The sequence below is a fragment of the Pseudarthrobacter sp. S9 genome (assembly GCF_050156545.1).
Taxonomy (GTDB): Bacteria; Actinomycetota; Actinomycetes; order Actinomycetales; family Micrococcaceae; genus Arthrobacter.
The window spans coordinates 693842-711188 of sequence record NZ_CP189576.1 but is presented as its reverse complement, the minus strand read 5'-3'; the positions used below and the strand labels follow the sequence as shown (position 1 = coordinate 711188).

The following is a 17347-nucleotide window of genomic DNA, read 5'->3' as shown; positions in this document are numbered from 1 at the left end:
CGGCAATTCATGAGTCTCGACCAGCTTTACCAGCAGATCATCCTGGAGCACTCCAAGGCCCGCCACGGCAGCGGGCTGGGCGGAGCCGCCGCGCCGGACGGTGCAAGCAGCGGCCAGTCCCACCAGCTCAATCCGGTCTGCGGCGACGAGATCACGGTCCGCGTCTGCGTGTCCGGCGGAAAAGTCAGCGAGCTGCGCTGGGACGGAGACGGCTGTTCGATCTCCATGGCGTCGGCGTCCGTGCTGACAGACCTCGCGGAGGGCATGACCGCCGAGGAATTGCGGACGGTGATCGACAGTTTCCGCGAAGTGCTGCGCTCCCGCGGCAAGGTGGCCGCGGATCCGGAGATCCTGGGGGACGCTGCCGCGTTTGAAGGTGTTTCCCGCTACGCTGCCCGGGTCAAGTGCGCCATGCTCTCCTGGGTGGCGGCCGAGGACGCCCTCGGCCAGGCCCTCGCGGCCTGACGGCGCCGGACCGGGCGCGGCGCCTGGCCGCGCCGGGCCGGCGCTCAGGGCCGGCCGAGGCCCTTGTAGGTCCAGCCGGCGGCGCGCCACTTGGCGGGGTCCAGGACGTTGCGGCCGTCAAGGATGCGCGGCGCTGACACGAGCGCCTTGGTGACGTGCGGATCCAGTTCGCGGTACACGTTCCACTCGGTCAGCAGCAGCACGGCGTCGGCCTTGTGCAGGGTGGTCTCCAGATCCGCTTCCAGCGGCAGCTCGGGGAAGCGCTTGGCCGCGTTGGCCAGCGCCTGGGGATCGGTGACCGTCACCACGGCCCCCTGAAGCTGGAGCTGCGCCGCCGCGCTCAGGGCCGGCGAATCCCGCACATCGTCGCTTTCGGGTTTGAAGGCGGCACCCAGCACGGCGATCCGCTGCCCCATGAGGGAGCCGCCGCAGAGTTCGCGTGTCAGCTCCACGACCCGGGTCCGGCGCCGCATGTTGATGGCGTCCACCTCCCGCAGGAACGTCAGGGCCTGGTCCGCTCCCAGCTCGCCGGCGCGGGCCATGAAAGCCCGGATGTCCTTGGGCAGGCAGCCGCCGCCGAATCCGATGCCGGCGTTGAGGAATTTCCTGCCGATCCTGTCATCGAGCCCGATCGCGTCGGCCAGCCGGGTGACATCGGCTCCCGTGGCCTCGCAGACCTCGGCCATGGCATTGATGAACGAAATCTTGGTGGCGAGGAACGAGTTGGCGGCCGCCTTCACCAGTTCCGCGGTGGGGTAGTCCGTCACGAGCCGCGGCGTCCCGCTCGCTAGTGGCGTCGCGTACACCCGGTCCAGGACAGCCACCGCGGGATTCTCCTCGCTCCCGTCCGGCATGCCGTACACGAACCTGTCCGGATTCAGGGTGTCCGTCACCGCATGGCCTTCGCGCAGGAACTCCGGGTTCCACACCAGGGTAGCGCCCGGCTCGCTGTCCGCGACCACCTCGGCAAGCCGCGCCGCGGTGCCCACCGGCACCGTGGACTTTCCGGCGATGACGTCGCCCGGGGACACGTAGGCGGCCAGGGATGCGACAGCCGCATCGACGAAACGGAGATCGGCGCCATTTTCGCCGCGCTTCTGCGGGGTGCCCACGCAGATGAAGTGGACCTCGGAACCGCGGGCTGCGGACATGTCGGTGGTGAACCGCAACCGTCCCGATTCTTCAAGCTCGGAGAGGAGATCGTCCAGCACGGGTTCGTAAAAAGGGGCATGACCCGCTGACAGCTGCGCCACCTTGATGTCGTCGACATCGATGCCGACCACATCGTGACCCAGTTTCGCCATGCACGCCGCATGGACCGCGCCCAGATAACCGCAACCGATAACCGAGATCCGCATAGTTCCGATGTCCTCCCGCCGTGGCTTGTTCACAGCGTACGTGCTCGTTGCCGCCTTCGCCCAGCTTTGCGGCGCGCCATGAGCAGCAGTGCCAGCAGGCCGCCGAGCATGGCGCCGAGTGAATTGGCGGCGACATCGGCGAGGGAAGGAAAGCGGGCCGGCAGGAAAAGCAGCTGTGCCAGTTCGATCAGGCCCGAGAGCACGATGCCGGCGGCAGTTCCGACCCACCAGTAGCGCATGCCCAGGATCCAGGCCACCAGGGCGCCCAAAGGAACGAACAGGAGCACATTCGAGGCCACCTCTACGCGGCCGTAGTCAACCCAGTCGGGGATCCCCCAGAGGTGCAGTTTCCGCAGCGCCTTCCGCAGGAGCCCGGCCACGGGCCGGTCCACGGGAGAGGGCCAGAGGGCGACGACGCCCAGGATGAGCCCGTAGGCGGTGAGTCCCCACGTGGCGGCGCGACGGGGTTGCAATGGCATCCCCTTTCAGCGGTCCACCGGCGTTTCCCCGATTCTAGCCCCGGGCCGGGGATGCGGCAGGCCGGGCTGCAGACGACGACGGCGGCCGCTGCGGTCTGCAGCAGCCGCCGCGGGCGGATCGGGTCGCTTGGCCCGGCCGGATGTTAGCCGAGCAGCCCGGCAATCCCGATTGCCGCCGTCGCGGCCCCCAGCACCATGGAAATGCTGACGAGGACGACATGGACCGTCAGGAAGCGGGTGGCTTTGCCGCCGGCGTCGCGGGACCTGGGGTCCTTCATCACCCGGCGCAGGAACTGCGGCCAGACAGCGAGGGACCAGACGCCCGCGAGGATCAGGACGACAGCCAGGAATGCGGGCAGCTCCATGATGTTAGTGGCTCTCGAGCCAGGCCTGGGCCTGGGTGGACTGGATGTTCAGGGCCTTGCCGACCATCGGTTCGGCAGCCTCGGCGATCTTGCCGCCGAGGAAGGGCACCGAGGACGTCACAGTGCCCTCAAGCTCGATCCGGGTGCTGCCGCCGTCGGATACGAGGCGCTGGACGGCGCTCACGTCCAGGGGTGCGCCCGCGATCTTCAGGGAGATGTTGCTCTGCCGCGAACCGTCGTCGGCGGGGGCGTCCCAGGTCTCCAGCTGCGTCACCGTGAGGCTTGCGCCGACGAACTTCCGGGCGACGTCCGGCATCCGGGTGGTCGGGACGGTCCGTACGGTGGTGGTGCTGAAGGCGCCGGCGGGATCGCCGTCGACGGCGAACGATTCGAGGGTGCCGCCGACGAGTTCGCTGGTGTGGCGCAGGAAGTCTTCATTGACGAAAACCGCGGTGACGCGGTCAACGCTGTGCGGAACGGTGGTGGATGCACTCAGGGCCATGGGGGTCCTCCGTGGTATGTGGAAGCGGACGTTTCGGGCTCCAACATCCTACGCGGTGTGCCCGGCCGGTTCCGATTCGAGGTCCTGCAGGTCCCGTGCTGCGGCCGTTATGTTGCGCGACATGGCCGGGAAAATGACGCTGTGGAACGGCAGGACGGCCAGCCAGTAGAGGCGTCCGCTCAGGCCCTTGGGGAAGAAGATTGCCCGTTGCCGGTACAGGCTGCCGGTACCCTGGGGCTCCACGGAAAGCTCCAGCCAGGCGCGGCCCGGGGCCCGCATCTCGGTCCGCAGCCGCAGCAGCCGGCCGCGGTCGATCCGCTCGGCACGCCACCAGTCCACCACCTCGCCCTCCGCCAGCAGGTGCGGGTGGCGGCGGCCGCGCAGCAGTCCCGCTCCGCCCGTGAGCTTGTCCAGCCAGCCCCGTACGCGCCAGGCCAGTGGAAGCGAGTACCACCCGTTTTGGCCGCCGATCCCTTCGATGATTGTCCAGACGTACTTGGGGTCCACGGGGCTGGAAAAGCTCCGTTCGTCGAGGTAGACCCGGTGGCCGGCCCAGTCGGGGTCGCTGGGGAGGGGATCTGCGTCGGCGCCGGCGCTGGCCCACGTCGTTTCGACCTGGCCGTCGCGTTCCTTGCCCAGGGCGAGGCCCACCGCGCGGCCGTACGGGGTCAGGCCGCCCTCCGGCACCGGGATGAGGGAATCGATGTCGTGTTCGTGGGAAACGGCGTCATGCTGAAGCGATTCCACGAGGGGCAAGGACATGGACAGCGGGATCGGCGTCGTCAAAGCGACCCACATCCCGGCGAGCTTCGGCGCCGGCACGGGCAGAGCCAGCACGAGACGGTGCGGCAGGCCGGCCTCGGCGGCGTATTCGTTCATCATTCCCGCGTAGGTCAGGACCTCGCGGCAGCCGATGTCGAAGGTGCGGTTGATCGTGCCCCCTAGGGATGCCGCGGCCACGAGGTAATACAGGACATCGCGCACGGCGATGGCCTCGATCCGGTTCTTCACCCAGCTCGGGGCGGGCATCACTGGAAGCGTCTCCGTGAGGTGCCGGATCATCTCGAAAGATGCCGAGCCGGAGCCGATGACAACGCCCGCCTGGAACACGACGGCGTCGACCGGGCTGTCGAGGAAGACCTTGCCGACCGCCTCCCGGGACCGCATGTGCGTCGAGAGCTCGGCATCTGCCGGGTGCAGGCCGCCCAGATAGACGATCCTGCCGACTCCCGCGTCCGCGGCCGCAGTGGCGGCGATCCGGGCCATCGCGTTTTCTTTGGCCTCGAAGCCCGGGCCCGCGGCCATGGAATGGACCAGGTAGTACAGGACATCGACGCCGTCCAGCGCCCCGCGCAGCGCCTCGCCGTCGTCGAGGCTGCTCTGGATCACCTCCACGTCATCCAGCCACGGGACGCCGGCGATCTTGGCCGGCGTGCGGACCAGGACCTTCACCGTGTGGCCGGCCTCGAGCAGCCGGGGGACCAGCCGGCCGCCGATATAGCCGGTGGCGCCCGTGACCAGGACTGTCTTCGGATTCTCTGCCGTGGGAGTGCCGTTCATGGTTGGCCCCTTGTCAGTGCTCATGTGTCAGTACCATTTGCCGGTGTTCATTGTCATCGCCCATAGAAGCTATTCGGAGCGTCCGCCGCAGCGGACCGGTCCGTGCTGCCAGCTTAGCCCCGCAGCCCTGACCGTCCCCACCTCCGCGGTAGGCTTGGAAGACCCGGGATTCTCGCGAATTCCGGCTATTCGTGTTGCCTGCATTTCCGTGATCCCATCAGGAGCAACAGCTATGAGCCTCAACGGCCCCTCTCTTACCGGTCTGCGCCGTGCCCTAGCCGAGGACCGGAACTACGCCCGCGTCCGGGCCGAGGCCTCCCGCGGCTTCGAAGCCCGCAGCGAGGACTACCAGATCAGTGCCCCGGCCGGCATGCGGGCAACCCTGCTCGCGGAAATGGCCGACGGCCTCGCCTCATCCCCTGAAGCGGTGGTCCTGGCCGTCACCGCCACCGGCCGCGAGGCCGAGGACCTGACCGAGGCCCTGCGCGCGTTCCTGCCGGCCGAGACGATCGCCGAATTCCCCAGCTGGGAGACCCTCCCGCACGAACGGCTCTCCCCGCGCTCGGACACGGTCGGCCGTCGACTCTCCGTGCTCAGGAGGCTCGCCCACCCCGAATCCGCCGCCGGCGCCCTGCGCGTCGTCGTTGCACCGGTCCGCGCCGTCGTCCAGCCGATCGTGGCGGGCCTCGGCGAACTGGTGCCCGTCACCTTGAAGGTCGGCCAGGAAGTCCCATTCAGCGACGTAGTGAAGAGCCTCGCCGACGCCGCCTACGCCCGGGTGGACATGGTGACCCGCCGCGGCGAATTCGCCGTGCGCGGCGGCATGCTGGACGTCTTCCCGCCCACCGAGGACCACCCGATCCGGGTCGAGTTCTTCGGCGATGAAGTCGAGCAGATGCGCTGGTTCGCCGTCGCCGACCAGCGCTCGCTGTCAGCGCCCGGCGTGCACCACCCCACCGAACTCCACGCCCCGCCGTGCCGCGAAATCCTGATCACGCCCTCCGTCATGTCCCGCGCCGCAACCCTGAAGTCCCAGCTGCCGGCCGCGGCGGACATGCTGGAGAAGATCGCCGGCGGCATCGCCGTCGAGGGCATGGAATCGCTGGCCCCCGTGCTGGTGGATGCCATGGTCCCGTTCCTGGACCAGCTCCCGCCCGGTTCCATCTCCGTGGTGATCGAGCCGGAAAAGGTCCGGGCCCGCGCCCACGACCTCGCCGCCACGAACGAGGAATTCCTCGAGGCGGCATGGTCCACGGCCTCCGACGGCGGCACAGCACCTCTTGATTTGGGCTCCCAGGCGTCGGCGGCACTGCATTCGGCCAGCTTCCGGTCCCTGACCGAGACCCGCTCCGCAGCCCTCGCGCACGGTGTCTCCTGGTGGTCCATCACCTCCCTGGCCACCGATGAAGAGCTCATGCCGGACATCGACGTGCTGAACCTGCACGCCCGCGAACCCCGCGGTTACCAGGGCGACGTGGCCGAAATGATGGACTTCATCGGCTCCCACGTGCGGGAGCAGTGGCGGATCGTGGTGGTCACCGAGGGGCCCGGCCCGGCGCAGCGTCTGGCGGAACTCTTCCACGACGCCGATATCCCGTGCGCCCGGGTGGACTCGCTCGACGACGAGCCCCAGGCCGGCCTCATCGAGGTGACCACCGCCGCCGTCGGCCGCGGCTTTGTGCTGGAATCCCTCAAGGTGGCCCTGCTGACCGAAGCGGACCTGCTGGGGCGGACGTCCGCGGGCTCCACGAAGGACATGCGCCGGATGCCGTCCAAACGGCGGAACGCCGTGGACCCTCTACAGCTGGTCGCCGGGGACTCCGTCGTGCACGAACAGCACGGGATCGGCCGCTTCGTGGAGCTCATCCAGCGCAAGGTGGCGGGCGGGGGAGACGGGGTGCGCGAATACCTCGTCCTGGAGTACGCGCCGTCCAAGCGCGGCGCCCCTGGGGACAGGCTCTTTGTGCCGACCGACCAGCTTGACCAGGTCACCCGCTACGTCGGCGGGGACGTGCCGGTGCTGAGCAAGATGGGCGGCTCAGACTGGGCCAGCACCAAGTCCAAGGCTCGCAAGGCCGTCAAGGAGATCGCCGGCGAACTCATCCGCCTGTACTCGGCCCGGATGGCCTCCCGTGGCTACGCGTTCGGCCCGGACACCCCGTGGCAGCGCGAGCTGGAGGAAGCCTTCCCGTACGTGGAGACCCCGGACCAGCTGACCACCATCAACGAGGTCAAGGCCGACATGGAACGCGAGATCCCCATGGACCGCCTCATCTCCGGCGACGTGGGCTACGGCAAGACCGAGATCGCCGTCCGGGCGGCCTTCAAGGCGGTCCAGGACGGCAAACAGGTCGCCGTGCTGGTGCCCACCACGCTGCTCGCCCAACAGCACTACGAGACCTTCACCGAGCGCTTCTCCGGCTTCCCGCTCCTGGTCAAGCCGCTGTCCCGCTTCCAGGGCGCCAAGGAGTCCAAGGAGACGGCCGAAGGGGTCAAGAACGGCTCCGTGGATGTGGTGATCGGCACGCACCGGCTGCTGTCCAAGGACTTCGCCTTCAAGGACCTCGGCCTCGTGGTGGTGGACGAGGAGCAGCGCTTCGGCGTCGAACACAAGGAAGCGCTGAAAAAGATGCGCACCAACGTGGACGTCCTGGCCATGAGCGCCACCCCGATTCCGCGGACCCTCGAGATGTCGCTGACCGGCATCCGGGAGACCTCCACCCTGGCAACCCCGCCCGAGGAACGCCACCCTGTGCTCACCTATGTGGGCCCCTACACGGACAAGCAGACCTCCGCGGCGATCCGCCGTGAACTGATGCGCGAAGGGCAGGTGTTCTTCGTCCACAACCGGGTCTCGTCGATTGACCGGACCGCCGCGAAGATCCGCGAGCTTGTCCCGGAGGCCCGCGTAGAAGTGGCGCACGGCAAGATGTCCGAGAGCCGGCTGGAGCAGATGATCGTGGACTTCTGGGAAAAGCGGTTCGACGTGCTGGTCTGCACCACCATCATCGAGACCGGCCTGGACATCTCCAACGCCAACACCCTGATCGTGGACGGGGCGGACAAGTACGGCCTCTCCCAGCTGCACCAGCTGCGCGGGCGTGTGGGCCGCGGCCGCGAACGCGCCTACGCCTACTTCCTGTACCCCTCGGAAAAGCCGCTGGGCGAGGTGGCGCTGGAACGGCTGAAGGCCGTCGCCACGCACAACGAACTCGGCGCCGGCATGCAGCTGGCCATGAAGGACCTCGAAATCCGCGGCGCCGGCAACCTGCTCGGCGGCGAGCAGTCCGGCCACATCCAGGGCGTGGGCTTCGACCTCTACATCCGGCTCGTGGGCGAAGCCGTGGCCGAGTACCGGGGCGAGGCCGAGGAGAAGGCCGCGGAAATGAAGATCGAACTCCCGGTCAACGCGCACCTGCCGCACGATTACGTGCCCGGCGAGCGGCTGCGCCTCGAGGCGTACCGGAAGCTGGCCGGAGCCATCACGAACGAGGCCATAGGCGAGGTCCTGGCCGAACTCGTGGACCGCTACGGGGAGCTGCCGCTGCCTGCCAAGAACCTGCTCGACGTCGCCCGTTTCCGGGTGGGGGCCCGCGAGGCCGGGCTGTCCGACGTCGCCCTGCAGGGCAACTTCATCAAGTTCTCCCCGGCGCAGCTGCCGGAGTCGAAGCTCATGCGGCTGACCCGGATGTATCCGGGCGCGCAGGCGAAGCCGGCCCTGGACGCAGTGCTCATTCCCAAGCCCAAGACGGCGCGGATCGGCGGCCGGGACCTGCAGGACGCCGAGATCCTCGAGTGGGCCAACGGCGTCATCCGTAACATTTTCTCCGACGCCGCTGCTGTCGAACTGACGGCTAAGGCGTGATGGGAGGACACCACGCCGCGTCGGGAGCCGCGGCGTGGGTGGCTATTGCCTCGACCGGGCCCTACGCACTGGGCTGGTACCCGCTGGACGCCACCGGGATTGTGATCGGTGCCATGGCGACGGCGGGGACGGCGCTGGTCTGCGACTGGGACCACCGCTCCAGCACGGTGGCGCACTCGCTGCCGCCGCTGTCCAACCTGATCGCCGTCGGGATCGAAAACGCCAGCGGCGGCCACCGGCAGGGCACCCATTCGGTGCTCGGCGCGGCGTTCTTCGTGCTGCTCGCCACGATGGCCGGGCAGCTCCAGCTGCAAACGGACTGGGGGCTGCTCTCCGTGGGCGCCGGGCTGCTGTGCATGTTCATGATCAACATCGCGGCGAAGGCCCTCAAGCTGTTCCCGAAGTACGGCTGGATCAGCAACTGGATCTTCGCCCTGCTCATGGCAGGGCTCGTGACCCGGTTCGCGCCGCACCAATGGACCTGGCTTCCGGTCTCGATGCTCACCGGCGTGCTGGTGCACATCGTGGGGGATATGGTGACCACCGGCGGCGTGCCGCTGCTCTGGCCGCTCGTGATCAAGCCGCCGAAGTTCCTGCGGAAGCTGCCGCTGGTCAAGGACGTCTGGAAGGCCAACGGCGCGTTCTCCATCCCGCTGCTGGGCCGTGCCGGTTCGCGGCGGGAATGGTTCGTCCTGATCCCGGTCAGCGCCTACGCCATGATCGGGATGTTCGGCGCGGCCCTGGCCCTGGCCAGGGCGCACTTTCCGGCCGCCGTGGCGCTGGGGACATCGCTGGTCAACAGCCTGTTCGGGCTGTTCCCGGGCTGAGCACGTGCCGGGGCTTTAACCCCTGCACGTGAAGCAACCACTTAAACACCTGAGGCTCCGGAAATCCGGAGCCTCAGGTGTTTAAGGACTATCGAAGGAAGGGGGAACCTTAGTTCTCGCCGGCCGAATCCGAGCGGCCCAGGAGGGTCTGCGGGATCCAGAACGATGCGGCGAAGAGGCCCAGGCAGACGGCCATCGGCCACGGGTTGCCCAGGGCCAGGAACGACAGCGAGTACAGGGCGCCGCCGAACAGGACCATCATCAGAACGAAGATGACAATGGTGGACGCGAGGCTGTTCTCGCTCTGCGGGGTCTTGCTGATGATCTTGGACATTCGTTCCTCCTCGGCCCCTGGGGGCTCAAAACTGTGGCCGCTGCCGGCGCGGGTCAGTACGCGGACGAACCCTGTTCACCCTTGACGATTGCGATGCCGGAGCTGGCGCCAATACGTGTTGCACCTGCAGCAATCATAGCCTGTGCGTCGGCGAGGGAACGCACGCCGCCGGAGGCCTTGACACCCAGGTCCGGGCCCACCGTGCGGCGCATCAGGGCGACGTCTTCGGCCGTGGCCCCGCCGCCGTTGAAGCCCGTGGAGGTTTTCACGAAGTCCGCCCCGGATTCCACGGCCGCCTCGCAGGCCAGGACCTTCTGGTCGTCGGTCAGCAGTGCGGTTTCGATGATGACTTTCAGGATGGCCCCGCCGTCGTGGACGGCCTCGGCGACGGCGGCGATGTCATCGACCAGGGCACCCTTGTCGTTGGCCCGGGCCGCTGCGATGTTGATGACCATGTCGACCTCTTCCGCGCCGTCCAGGACGGCGCCGCGGGCCTCAAACGCCTTGACGTCGCTCGGGGTGGCGCCCAGCGGGAAGCCGACCACGGAACAGGTCAGGACGCCCGAGCCTTTGAGCGCGGTCTTGACGGTCTTGACCCAGATCGGGTTGACGCAGACCGACTTGAAACGGTACTCGGCCGCCTCGGCGCAGACCTTAAGGATCTCGGCCTCGCTTGCCTCCGGCTTGAGCAGGGTGTGGTCAATGTAGGAGGCAATATTTCCGGCGTTGCCGGAATTACCAACGCTGTTGGCGCTTCCGGCAGCCGTGCCTTCAGTGGTGGCTTCGTTGCTCATGGTGGTCCCTTTCCTTGCGGGCCTGGGGCTTGACGTCCCCCTGGGGTCCCTTTGGGGGCCTTGTGGGCCTGTCGGCGCCGCATGGCTCGCGGCTGCCAGGTGACCATCTTGCCACAAGAGGGCATCCCCCCGGCGGGCATGGACGATCGAGCTAGGCGGCCTCTGCCATGGGTTCCGCCATGGTGGCCTGCAGCAGCTGGGACGCGCAGACCGACGCCGCGGAACCGGAGGCTACCAGCAGCCCCAGCCGGACGCCGTCGTACGCCGCGGCGTCCCCGATCGCCCAGATGCCCGGCACGGAGGTCCGGAAGTCCTGGCCGATCACGATGCCGCCCCTGGGCGCCGTCTTCAGCCCGGCGCTGGCGGCCAGGCCGTCACGGGCAACGCGCTCCTCGGCCAGGACCACGAGGTCGCCGCTCATGCTGGAGCCGTCCTCGAACACGATGCCGGCGGCCGGCAGTGCCGAACCGGCGAGCGTGGGAACGACGGCGACGGGCCGGACGGTGGTGCGGACAGGCCGCACCCCGCGGGCGCGCAGCACCGCCTCGGCCTGCCCCGCGGCAGAGCCCGTGCCGACCAGGATGCCCAGCGGCCGCCGGCCGAGGACGCGGGTGACGTCCCTCACGGCGTCGCCCAGCCGGCCGGCGTCGTCGATCGTGGAGTAGCTGAGGCAGCGGCCGGCGCCCTCGACCGGGGTCTCCGCGGGGGCGGAGCCGGTGGCGATGACGAGCTCGTCGTAGCTGAATTCGAGGCCGTCGGCGGTGGTCACGCGGCGGCTGGCGGGATCGATGAAGCTGGCCGGCTGGCCGAAGCGCACCGAAACCTGTGGGAGGGCGGCGAGCTCCAGGAGTTCGGCGGGGGCCTCGTCCCGGTTGCTGAGGACCGTGATCGCGCCGGCGAACGGGGTCCGGGTGAGTTGGCGGACCAGCGCCTGGGCGGCCGGACCGGCACCGGCGATGACGATCCGCGGCCGGGACGGCGGGGCGGAGGGGGTCGCGGGGGAAGCGCCGGAGGTGGGGGACAGTGCCTGAGCGGACATGTGCGGGCCCTTTCGCTGGGGTGGCCGGTGGTGTGGCCTCAATGCTTGATGGACCCCAGCGTAGGCGTCCGATTTTTCGGGCGTGTTTCCCCGGTGTTGCCGGCGAAGCGCCGCTTGTTCGCCAGTTTTTACCCGCCGGTAATGGCCTGCGTCACACCCGGATCCGGTAGCCGCGCTTCACGACGGTTTCCACCAGGCTGCCGTCCGGCAGGGAGGACCGCAGCCGGCTGACGGTCATGTCCAAGGCGTGGACGGAACCGCGGAGTTCGAGGAGCTCGGACAGCGCCTCACGAGACAGCACGGCCCCGCCGGCGCCCAGCAGTGCGCGCAGTAGCAGCAAGGGCGCGGGCGCCATTTCCACGGCCTCGCCGTCGATCCTGAGCGAGCGGCCGCGGAGCTCCACGCTGCCGGAAACGGTGTCCAGGCGGCGGACGTGGTTCAGGGCCAGGTGCTCGCAGACCAGCCGGATCAGGGCGCCCATCCGGAAGCGTTCCGGGATCAGCGGCCGCAGGCCGGCGTCGATCAGCGGCTGGGCGGTGACGGGTCCCACGACGGCGGTGGCCACGGTGGTCTTCAGGCTCTCCACGAGCTGCTTGTAGACGCCCATCTCGTGCGCCGTGCTCCACATTGCGTCCACGGCGGGGGCGCTGGTGAAGGTCAGGACGTCCAGGTTGCCGCTGCAGGCGGCCTCGATCAGCCGGGGAAGCCGGTCGGCGCCGTCAGGCTTGACCCAGCGGTACGGCGTCACAGTCAGGACGGTGGCGCCGGACATCCGCAGGCGCTCGAGCTGGCGGACGTCGGTGTAGCCGTGCAGCTGGACGGCCACGGTCTTCCCCCGCACGCCTTCGGCCAGGAGCATGTCCACCAGCGTGGCGGTGGTTTCGTCGCTGCTGATCCCGACGTCGGCCAGCCCGGCCGCGCGGACCGCGCCGCGGGCCTTGGGGCCGCGGACGAACATGCGGCAGGCGGCGAGGGTCTCCAAGAGGTCATCGCCGATGCCGAAGGTGTCCGCGGCTTCGCACCAGCGGCGCATGCCGTAGGCGGTTGTGGCGAGGCACAGCTCGGGCCGGGCGGCGATGATCGCCCGGGTGTCCTCGATCAGCCGCATGTCCTCCTGGACCGGGGCGATCTTCAGCGCCGGAGCGTGCAGCACCTCGGCGCCGCGGCGCTCCAGGGCCTCGATCAGGTCCTGGGAACGCCGGTGCGAGGTGACGCCGATCCGGAACCCTTCCAGCGGCAGGTCCGCTTTCTCGGGACCGTCCGCGGCCTCCCCCGGCTGAGCCGTCCCCTGGGGCGACTCCGGGGAGGCGGCGGCGATGGCGTTCAGTGCGCTCATGATCGTTTTCACGCCTCCATCAGGGATGCGGCCAGGCGGTCCAGGTCCGCGGCGGCCTCGGCGTGCCCGCGGTTCGCCTCGGCCACGCGGACGACGTCGCCGATCACCAGCACCGCCGGGTTGGTGCAGCCTGCGGCGGCGGTCACGATGGTGCCCAGCTCGGCGATGGTGGTGCGCTGGCCGGGGCGGTAGCCGCGCTCGACGACGGCCATCGGCATGTCCGCCCGCATGCCGGCCCGGCGCAGGCCGGCCGCCAGCTGGTGCAGGGTGCCGATGCCCATCAGGACCACGATCGTCCCGCCCAGGCCGGCCAGATGCGTGTGCTCCTTGTCCGTCAGCGGGGCGTGGCCGGAGACCACGGTGAACATGTGGCTGACCTCGCGGTGCGTCACCGGGATCCCGGCTGCGGCCGGGACGGAGATAGCGCTCGTGACGCCGGAAACCACCCGGACGGGCACGCCGGCCTTCACGCAGGCGGCCACTTCCTCGCCTCCGCGGCCGAACACGTACGGGTCGCCGCCCTTGAGCCGCACCACGTTCCGCCCGGTCAGGGCCGCCTGCACCATGAGCTCCTCGATGCCGGACTGGCTGACCGGGTGGTGGCCGGGGCGCTTGCCCACATCCACCAGCTCGGCCGACGTCAGCGATGGCAGCTCCTGGTAGGGGGCCAGCCGGTCATAGAAGACGACGTCGGCATCCCGCAGCGCCGCCACGGCGGCGACGGTCAGCAGCTCGGTGGTTCCCGGACCGCCGCCCACCAGGGTGACGTGGCCGGCGGGTCCCGCGGCGGGCTCCGCCGAGACGGGGATGCCAGCGATGCGGCAGCGCTCCAGCAGGGCGTCCCAGCCGGGCTGGCCGTCGTCGACGGCGGCCACGAGGAACGGCCGTTCCGGCAGGGGACCGTCGTGCCCGGAACCGGCCGGGGTGCTGAGCCGGGAGACGACGGCGCCGGCGGCCTCGTAGCGGCGGACGGCCTGGCGGGCGGCGGTGTCGGAGCCGGTGACGAGGACTTCGCGGCCGCTGAGATCGATGCTGAGCTGCATGGTTAGACCTTGCTTTCGGTGGCGGCGGCCGTGGCCGTGACACTGTCGTCGGAGGGCCGGACGGGGATGGTGGAGGCGATCAGCACTGGTTGCTGAACGGCTGGCGCCTTCTCCTCGGCGGTGGCCGGACGGATCTGGCCGCGCTCCGGGACGAAGGCGATGGAGTCGTCTTTCTGGTCCGGCGCGTTGACGAAGGAACGGAACCGGCGGAGGCGCTCCGGGTCCTTCAGGGTCTCGGCCCATTCGTCCTGGTAGGTGTCCACGTGCTTGGCCATGGCCGCCTCCAGGTCCTCGGCGATGCCGAGCGAATCATGCACCACGACGTCCTCGACGTGCTTCAGTCCGCCGTCGAGGTCTTCCTGCCAGCGTGCGGTGCGCTGCAGGCGGTCCGCGGTGCGGATGTAGTACATCAGGTAGCGGTCGATGTACTTGAGCAGGGTTTCGTCGTCGAGGTCCTGGGCGAGGAGCTGGGCGTGGGCCGGCTGGAAGCCGCCGTTGCCGCCCACATAGAGGTTCCAGCCCTTGTCAGTGGCGATCACGCCGACGTCCTTGCCGCGGGCCTCGGCGCATTCGCGGGCGCAGCCGGAGACGCCCATCTTGAGCTTGTGCGGGCTGCGGAGTCCGCGGTAACGCAGCTCCAGATTGATGGCCATGGCCACCGCGTCCTGGACGCCGAAGCGGCACCAGGTCGAGCCGACGCAGGACTTCACGGTGCGCAGGCTCTTGCCGTACGCCTGGCCGGATTCGAAGCCGGCGTCCACGAGTTCCTTCCAGATCTCCGGCAGCTGTTCCAGCCGGGCACCGAACATGTCGATCCGCTGGCCGCCGGTGATCTTGGTGTAGAGGCCGTACTTTTCGGCGACGGCGGCGATCACGCCGAGCTTCTTGGGCGTGATCTCGCCTCCCGCGATCCGGGGGACCACCGAGTAGGTGCCGTCCTTCTGCATGTTCGCCAGGGCGCGGTCGTTGGTGTCCTGCAGGGTGCCGCGGCCGGCGTCGAGCACGTAGGCGCTGTTCTGGCTGGCCAGGATGGATGCCACCGTCGGCTTGCAGATGTCGCAGCCCGCGCCGGTGCCGTACCTGGCCAGGATCTCCTCGAAGGAGGTCAGTTCCAGAACCCGGATGGCGTCGAAGAGTTCCTGCCGGGAGAGCTCGAAGTGCTCGCAGAGTGCCTTGGAGACGGCGACGCCGGACTTGGTCAGTTCGCCTTCGAGCAGCTTCTTGAGCATCGGGACGCAGGAGCCGCACTGGGTGCCGGCCCGGGTGCAGCCCTTGAGCTCGCCGAGTTCTTGGACAGGGGCGTTGCCGTCGCAGGAGCCGCAACCGTTGATGGCGTCGCGGATGCTGCCGGCGGCCACGTTGTTGCAGGAACACAGGATGGCGTCGTCCGGGAGTTCCGTTTCCGGGGCGTCCCCGCCGCCGGCGGCGGTGAGGTAGGCACCGGGTTCGGCGGCCAGTTCGCGGCCCAGCATGGGGCGCAGGCTCGTGTAGGGGGTCGCGTCGCCGACGAAGATGCCGCCCAGCAGGGTCTTGGCGTCGTCGGTGGTGACGATCTTCTGGTAAACGCCGCGGGCAGGGTCCGCGTAGACGATTTCGAGGGAGTGCTCCGTCCTGGCGAAGGCGTCACCGAAGCTGGCGACGTCCACCCCGGAGAGCTTGAGCTTCGTGGCGGTGTCGAACCCCGGGAAGGTCGCGTCGCCGCCGTGCAGCCGGTCCGCCACGATTTCCGCCATGGTGTTGGCCGGGGCCACGAGGCCAAGGCACATGCCGCCGAAGTTGGCGACCTCGCCGATCGCCCAGATGCCGGGAACCTGCGTGGAACAGCCGTCGGAAATGACGACGCCGCCGCGGGGGCCGAGTTCGAACAACGGCTCGCCGCCGTCTGCGGGGGCGTTGGCAGCCCGGAACAGTTCATCGCGCGGCTTGACGCCGATGGCGACAATCACGATGTCGGCGCCGACGATGCGGCCGTCCGCCATCAGGACACCGGTGACCTGGCCGTCGTCGTCGGAGAGGACCTCGGAGGGGAACACGCCGCCGTGGACGGTGAAGCCCTTCGCCTCGATCAGTCGGCCCAGGGCCTGTCCGGCGCCCTCGTCCAGCTGCGTGTTCATGAGCCACGGCGAGCCGTTGATGACGATCGGGGTGGCGCCGAGCTGCTCGGTGCCGGCGGCGGATTCGAGGCCAAGGAGGCCGCCGCCGATGGTGACGGCGTTGACCTGGCGGCCAAGCTTCTCCTTCAGCTCCGCGATTGCCTTGTTGATGGACCAGACGTCCTCAAGGGTGCGGTAGACATGGGTGAGTTCGGCGCCCGGGATGGGAAGGCGGGCCGCGTCCGAGCCCGTGGCGACGACGAGCTCGTCGTACGGGTAGACGGTTCCGGCCGCGGTCTCAACTCTCTTGCCGGCGGTGTCGATGCGGATGACGCGCTCGCCGGTCCTGAGGCTGAGGGCCTCGTGATCCCACATGGAGGCGCTGCCCAGGGTGAGGTCGACGGCGCTGTCCGTGAGGGCCTTGCTCAACGCGACGCGGTCGTAGGGGAGGTGGGCTTCCTCGGTGAGAACAGTCACGTGCCAGCCGTCGAGTCCGCGGGCGTGCATGGCATCGGCAAAGCGGTGGGCTGCCGGGCCGCCGCCGGCCACCACGATCCGCCGCGGGGTCTGGGGGCGCGGTGTCGCTGTGCCCTCTGTCTCTGGGGCTGAAGTCTGTTCGGTCACGGTGGGCCTTTCGCATGGGCCGCAGTCGGTGCTCTGCGACCTTCTCGGTGTCCATCCAGACTAAGCAGCCGCAGTTTCGCTTCAGTTTCCCTTATGTTTCGTGATCTTAACTTCTGCATCACGAACGCATTTCCGGCCGCGTGAGTTCTCTTTTACGCGCCGGACACATTGACTGCACCCAGTTGTTACACCGCCGCCCTACCTTGGGTATGTGGCCGCATCAGCGGTTCTGCCTAGATTGAAGCAGGCAATGTGAGAGGGGCCGAAATGACTGCAGTACTTGAACTTGGGGAACAGAGCACCGGAATCGCGGAGGGCTGGCACCGCGTGTGCGCCGTGGAGGACCTGGAGCCCGGCTGGGGCGAGGCCGCACTGATTTCCGGGCGCCAGGTGGCCATGTTCCGCACCGCGACCGGTGAGGTTTTCGCCGTCGCCCAGGAGGACCCCGCCACGGGAGCCCATGTCATGGCCCGCGGCATCATCGGCTCCCGCGGGGCGCGCCAGACGCTCGCCTCGCCGCTGCACAAGGAGGTCTACGACCTCGGGACGGGAGAGTGCCTGGGCACCCCGGAACTCCGGCTCGCCACGTTCGGCACCCGGATTGTGGACGGCTACATCGAGGTGGAGCTCTAGGAGCGGGTGCCTCAACCCCGTGCCTCAACC

At 69.1% G+C, this 17347-nt stretch carries 15 protein-coding genes; 4 read left to right on the top strand and 11 right to left on the bottom strand.

Annotated features, from left to right (window positions below):
* The first annotated feature begins 9 nt into the window (after positions 1–9).
* Positions 10–465, top strand: coding sequence for a Fe-S cluster assembly sulfur transfer protein SufU (gene sufU / locus ACQCSY_RS03360; protein WP_427133178.1), 456 nt, complete (start codon positions 10–12; stop codon positions 463–465).
* Positions 466–509: 44 nt separating this feature from the next.
* Here the strand turns inward: sufU and ACQCSY_RS03355 are convergent, their stop codons facing one another.
* The 5 genes from ACQCSY_RS03355 to ACQCSY_RS03335 form a co-directional block, all read right to left on the bottom strand.
* Positions 510–1823: a UDP-glucose dehydrogenase family protein gene (locus ACQCSY_RS03355; protein WP_427133176.1), complete on the bottom strand. Its 1314-nt coding sequence runs from the start codon at positions 1821–1823 to the stop codon at positions 510–512.
* Between the two features lie 29 nt (positions 1824–1852).
* On the bottom strand, positions 1853–2296 hold the full coding sequence (locus ACQCSY_RS03350) for a VanZ family protein (protein WP_427133174.1): 444 nt from the start codon (positions 2294–2296) through the stop codon (positions 1853–1855).
* Positions 2297–2445: 149 nt separating this feature from the next.
* Positions 2446–2667, bottom strand: coding sequence for an SCO4848 family membrane protein (locus tag ACQCSY_RS03345; RefSeq protein WP_427133172.1), 222 nt, complete (start codon positions 2665–2667; stop codon positions 2446–2448).
* Between the two features lie 4 nt (positions 2668–2671).
* Positions 2672–3169 carry a DUF2505 domain-containing protein gene (locus tag ACQCSY_RS03340; protein ID WP_427133170.1) on the bottom strand — a complete coding sequence of 166 codons (498 nt, stop codon included), beginning with the start codon at positions 3167–3169 and terminating at the stop codon, positions 2672–2674.
* 48 nt (positions 3170–3217) lie between these two features.
* Positions 3218–4729 (bottom strand): SDR family oxidoreductase, encoded by a 1512-nt coding sequence (locus tag ACQCSY_RS03335; protein ID WP_427133168.1) that lies wholly within the window; start codon positions 4727–4729, stop codon positions 3218–3220.
* Between the two features lie 232 nt (positions 4730–4961).
* Between ACQCSY_RS03335 and mfd the strand changes: the two genes are divergently transcribed.
* Together mfd and ACQCSY_RS03325 are read left to right on the top strand one after the other, a co-directional pair.
* Positions 4962–8594, top strand: coding sequence for a transcription-repair coupling factor (mfd, locus tag ACQCSY_RS03330; protein ID WP_427133166.1), 3633 nt, complete (start codon positions 4962–4964; stop codon positions 8592–8594).
* A complete protein-coding gene (locus ACQCSY_RS03325) occupies positions 8594–9421 on the top strand; it encodes a metal-dependent hydrolase (RefSeq protein WP_427133165.1) in 828 nt (275 codons plus the stop codon). Before mfd ends, ACQCSY_RS03325 begins: the two co-directional genes overlap by 1 nt.
* A 109-nt stretch (positions 9422–9530) precedes the next feature.
* On the opposite strand, the gene ACQCSY_RS03320 is transcribed toward ACQCSY_RS03325, so the two are convergent.
* From ACQCSY_RS03320 to nirB, 6 genes are all read right to left on the bottom strand, one after another.
* Positions 9531–9755, bottom strand: a complete 225-nt coding sequence (locus tag ACQCSY_RS03320; RefSeq protein WP_427133163.1) for a hypothetical protein — start codon at positions 9753–9755, stop codon at positions 9531–9533.
* 53 nt (positions 9756–9808) lie between these two features.
* Complete coding sequence (deoC, locus tag ACQCSY_RS03315; protein ID WP_427133162.1) at positions 9809–10549, bottom strand: deoxyribose-phosphate aldolase; 741 nt, start codon at positions 10547–10549, stop codon at positions 9809–9811.
* A 151-nt stretch (positions 10550–10700) separates the two neighbouring features.
* Positions 10701–11588: an FAD-dependent oxidoreductase gene (locus ACQCSY_RS03310; RefSeq protein WP_427133160.1), complete on the bottom strand. Its 888-nt coding sequence runs from the start codon at positions 11586–11588 to the stop codon at positions 10701–10703.
* Between the two features lie 151 nt (positions 11589–11739).
* Entirely contained in the window at positions 11740–12924 is a 1185-nt protein-coding gene (locus tag ACQCSY_RS03305; protein ID WP_427133158.1) for a uroporphyrinogen-III synthase, read from the bottom strand.
* Positions 12925–12932: 8 nt separating this feature from the next.
* Positions 12933–13967 (bottom strand): uroporphyrinogen-III C-methyltransferase, encoded by a 1035-nt coding sequence (cobA, locus tag ACQCSY_RS03300; RefSeq protein ID WP_427133156.1) that lies wholly within the window; start codon positions 13965–13967, stop codon positions 12933–12935.
* Positions 13968–13969: 2 nt separating this feature from the next.
* Positions 13970–16684, bottom strand: a complete 2715-nt coding sequence (gene nirB / locus ACQCSY_RS03295) for a nitrite reductase large subunit NirB (RefSeq protein ID WP_427133155.1) — start codon at positions 16682–16684, stop codon at positions 13970–13972.
* A gap of 267 nt (positions 16685–16951) precedes the next feature.
* On the opposite strand from nirB, the gene nirD reads away from it, so the two are divergent.
* A complete protein-coding gene (gene nirD / locus ACQCSY_RS03290) occupies positions 16952–17317 on the top strand; it encodes a nitrite reductase small subunit NirD (protein ID WP_427133153.1) in 366 nt (121 codons plus the stop codon).
* Positions 17318–17347 lie beyond the last annotated feature (30 nt).

Coding starts and splice junctions, on each gene's coding strand:
- sufU (WP_427133178.1), top strand. CDS start 10: ATGAGTCTCGACCAGCTTTACCAGCAGATCATCCTGGAGCACTCCAAG.
- ACQCSY_RS03355 (WP_427133176.1), bottom strand. CDS start 1,823: ATGCGGATCTCGGTTATCGGTTGCGGTTATCTGGGCGCGGTCCATGCG.
- ACQCSY_RS03345 (WP_427133172.1), bottom strand. CDS start 2,667: ATGGAGCTGCCCGCATTCCTGGCTGTCGTCCTGATCCTCGCGGGCGTC.
- ACQCSY_RS03340 (WP_427133170.1), bottom strand. CDS start 3,169: ATGGCCCTGAGTGCATCCACCACCGTTCCGCACAGCGTTGACCGCGTC.
- ACQCSY_RS03335 (WP_427133168.1), bottom strand. CDS start 4,729: ATGAACGGCACTCCCACGGCAGAGAATCCGAAGACAGTCCTGGTCACG.
- mfd (WP_427133166.1), top strand. CDS start 4,962: ATGAGCCTCAACGGCCCCTCTCTTACCGGTCTGCGCCGTGCCCTAGCC.
- ACQCSY_RS03325 (WP_427133165.1), top strand. CDS start 8,594: ATGGGAGGACACCACGCCGCGTCGGGAGCCGCGGCGTGGGTGGCTATT.
- ACQCSY_RS03320 (WP_427133163.1), bottom strand. CDS start 9,755: ATGTCCAAGATCATCAGCAAGACCCCGCAGAGCGAGAACAGCCTCGCG.
- deoC (WP_427133162.1), bottom strand. CDS start 10,549: ATGAGCAACGAAGCCACCACTGAAGGCACGGCTGCCGGAAGCGCCAAC.
- ACQCSY_RS03310 (WP_427133160.1), bottom strand. CDS start 11,588: ATGTCCGCTCAGGCACTGTCCCCCACCTCCGGCGCTTCCCCCGCGACC.
- ACQCSY_RS03305 (WP_427133158.1), bottom strand. CDS start 12,924: ATGAGCGCACTGAACGCCATCGCCGCCGCCTCCCCGGAGTCGCCCCAG.
- cobA (WP_427133156.1), bottom strand. CDS start 13,967: ATGCAGCTCAGCATCGATCTCAGCGGCCGCGAAGTCCTCGTCACCGGC.
- nirD (WP_427133153.1), top strand. CDS start 16,952: ATGACTGCAGTACTTGAACTTGGGGAACAGAGCACCGGAATCGCGGAG.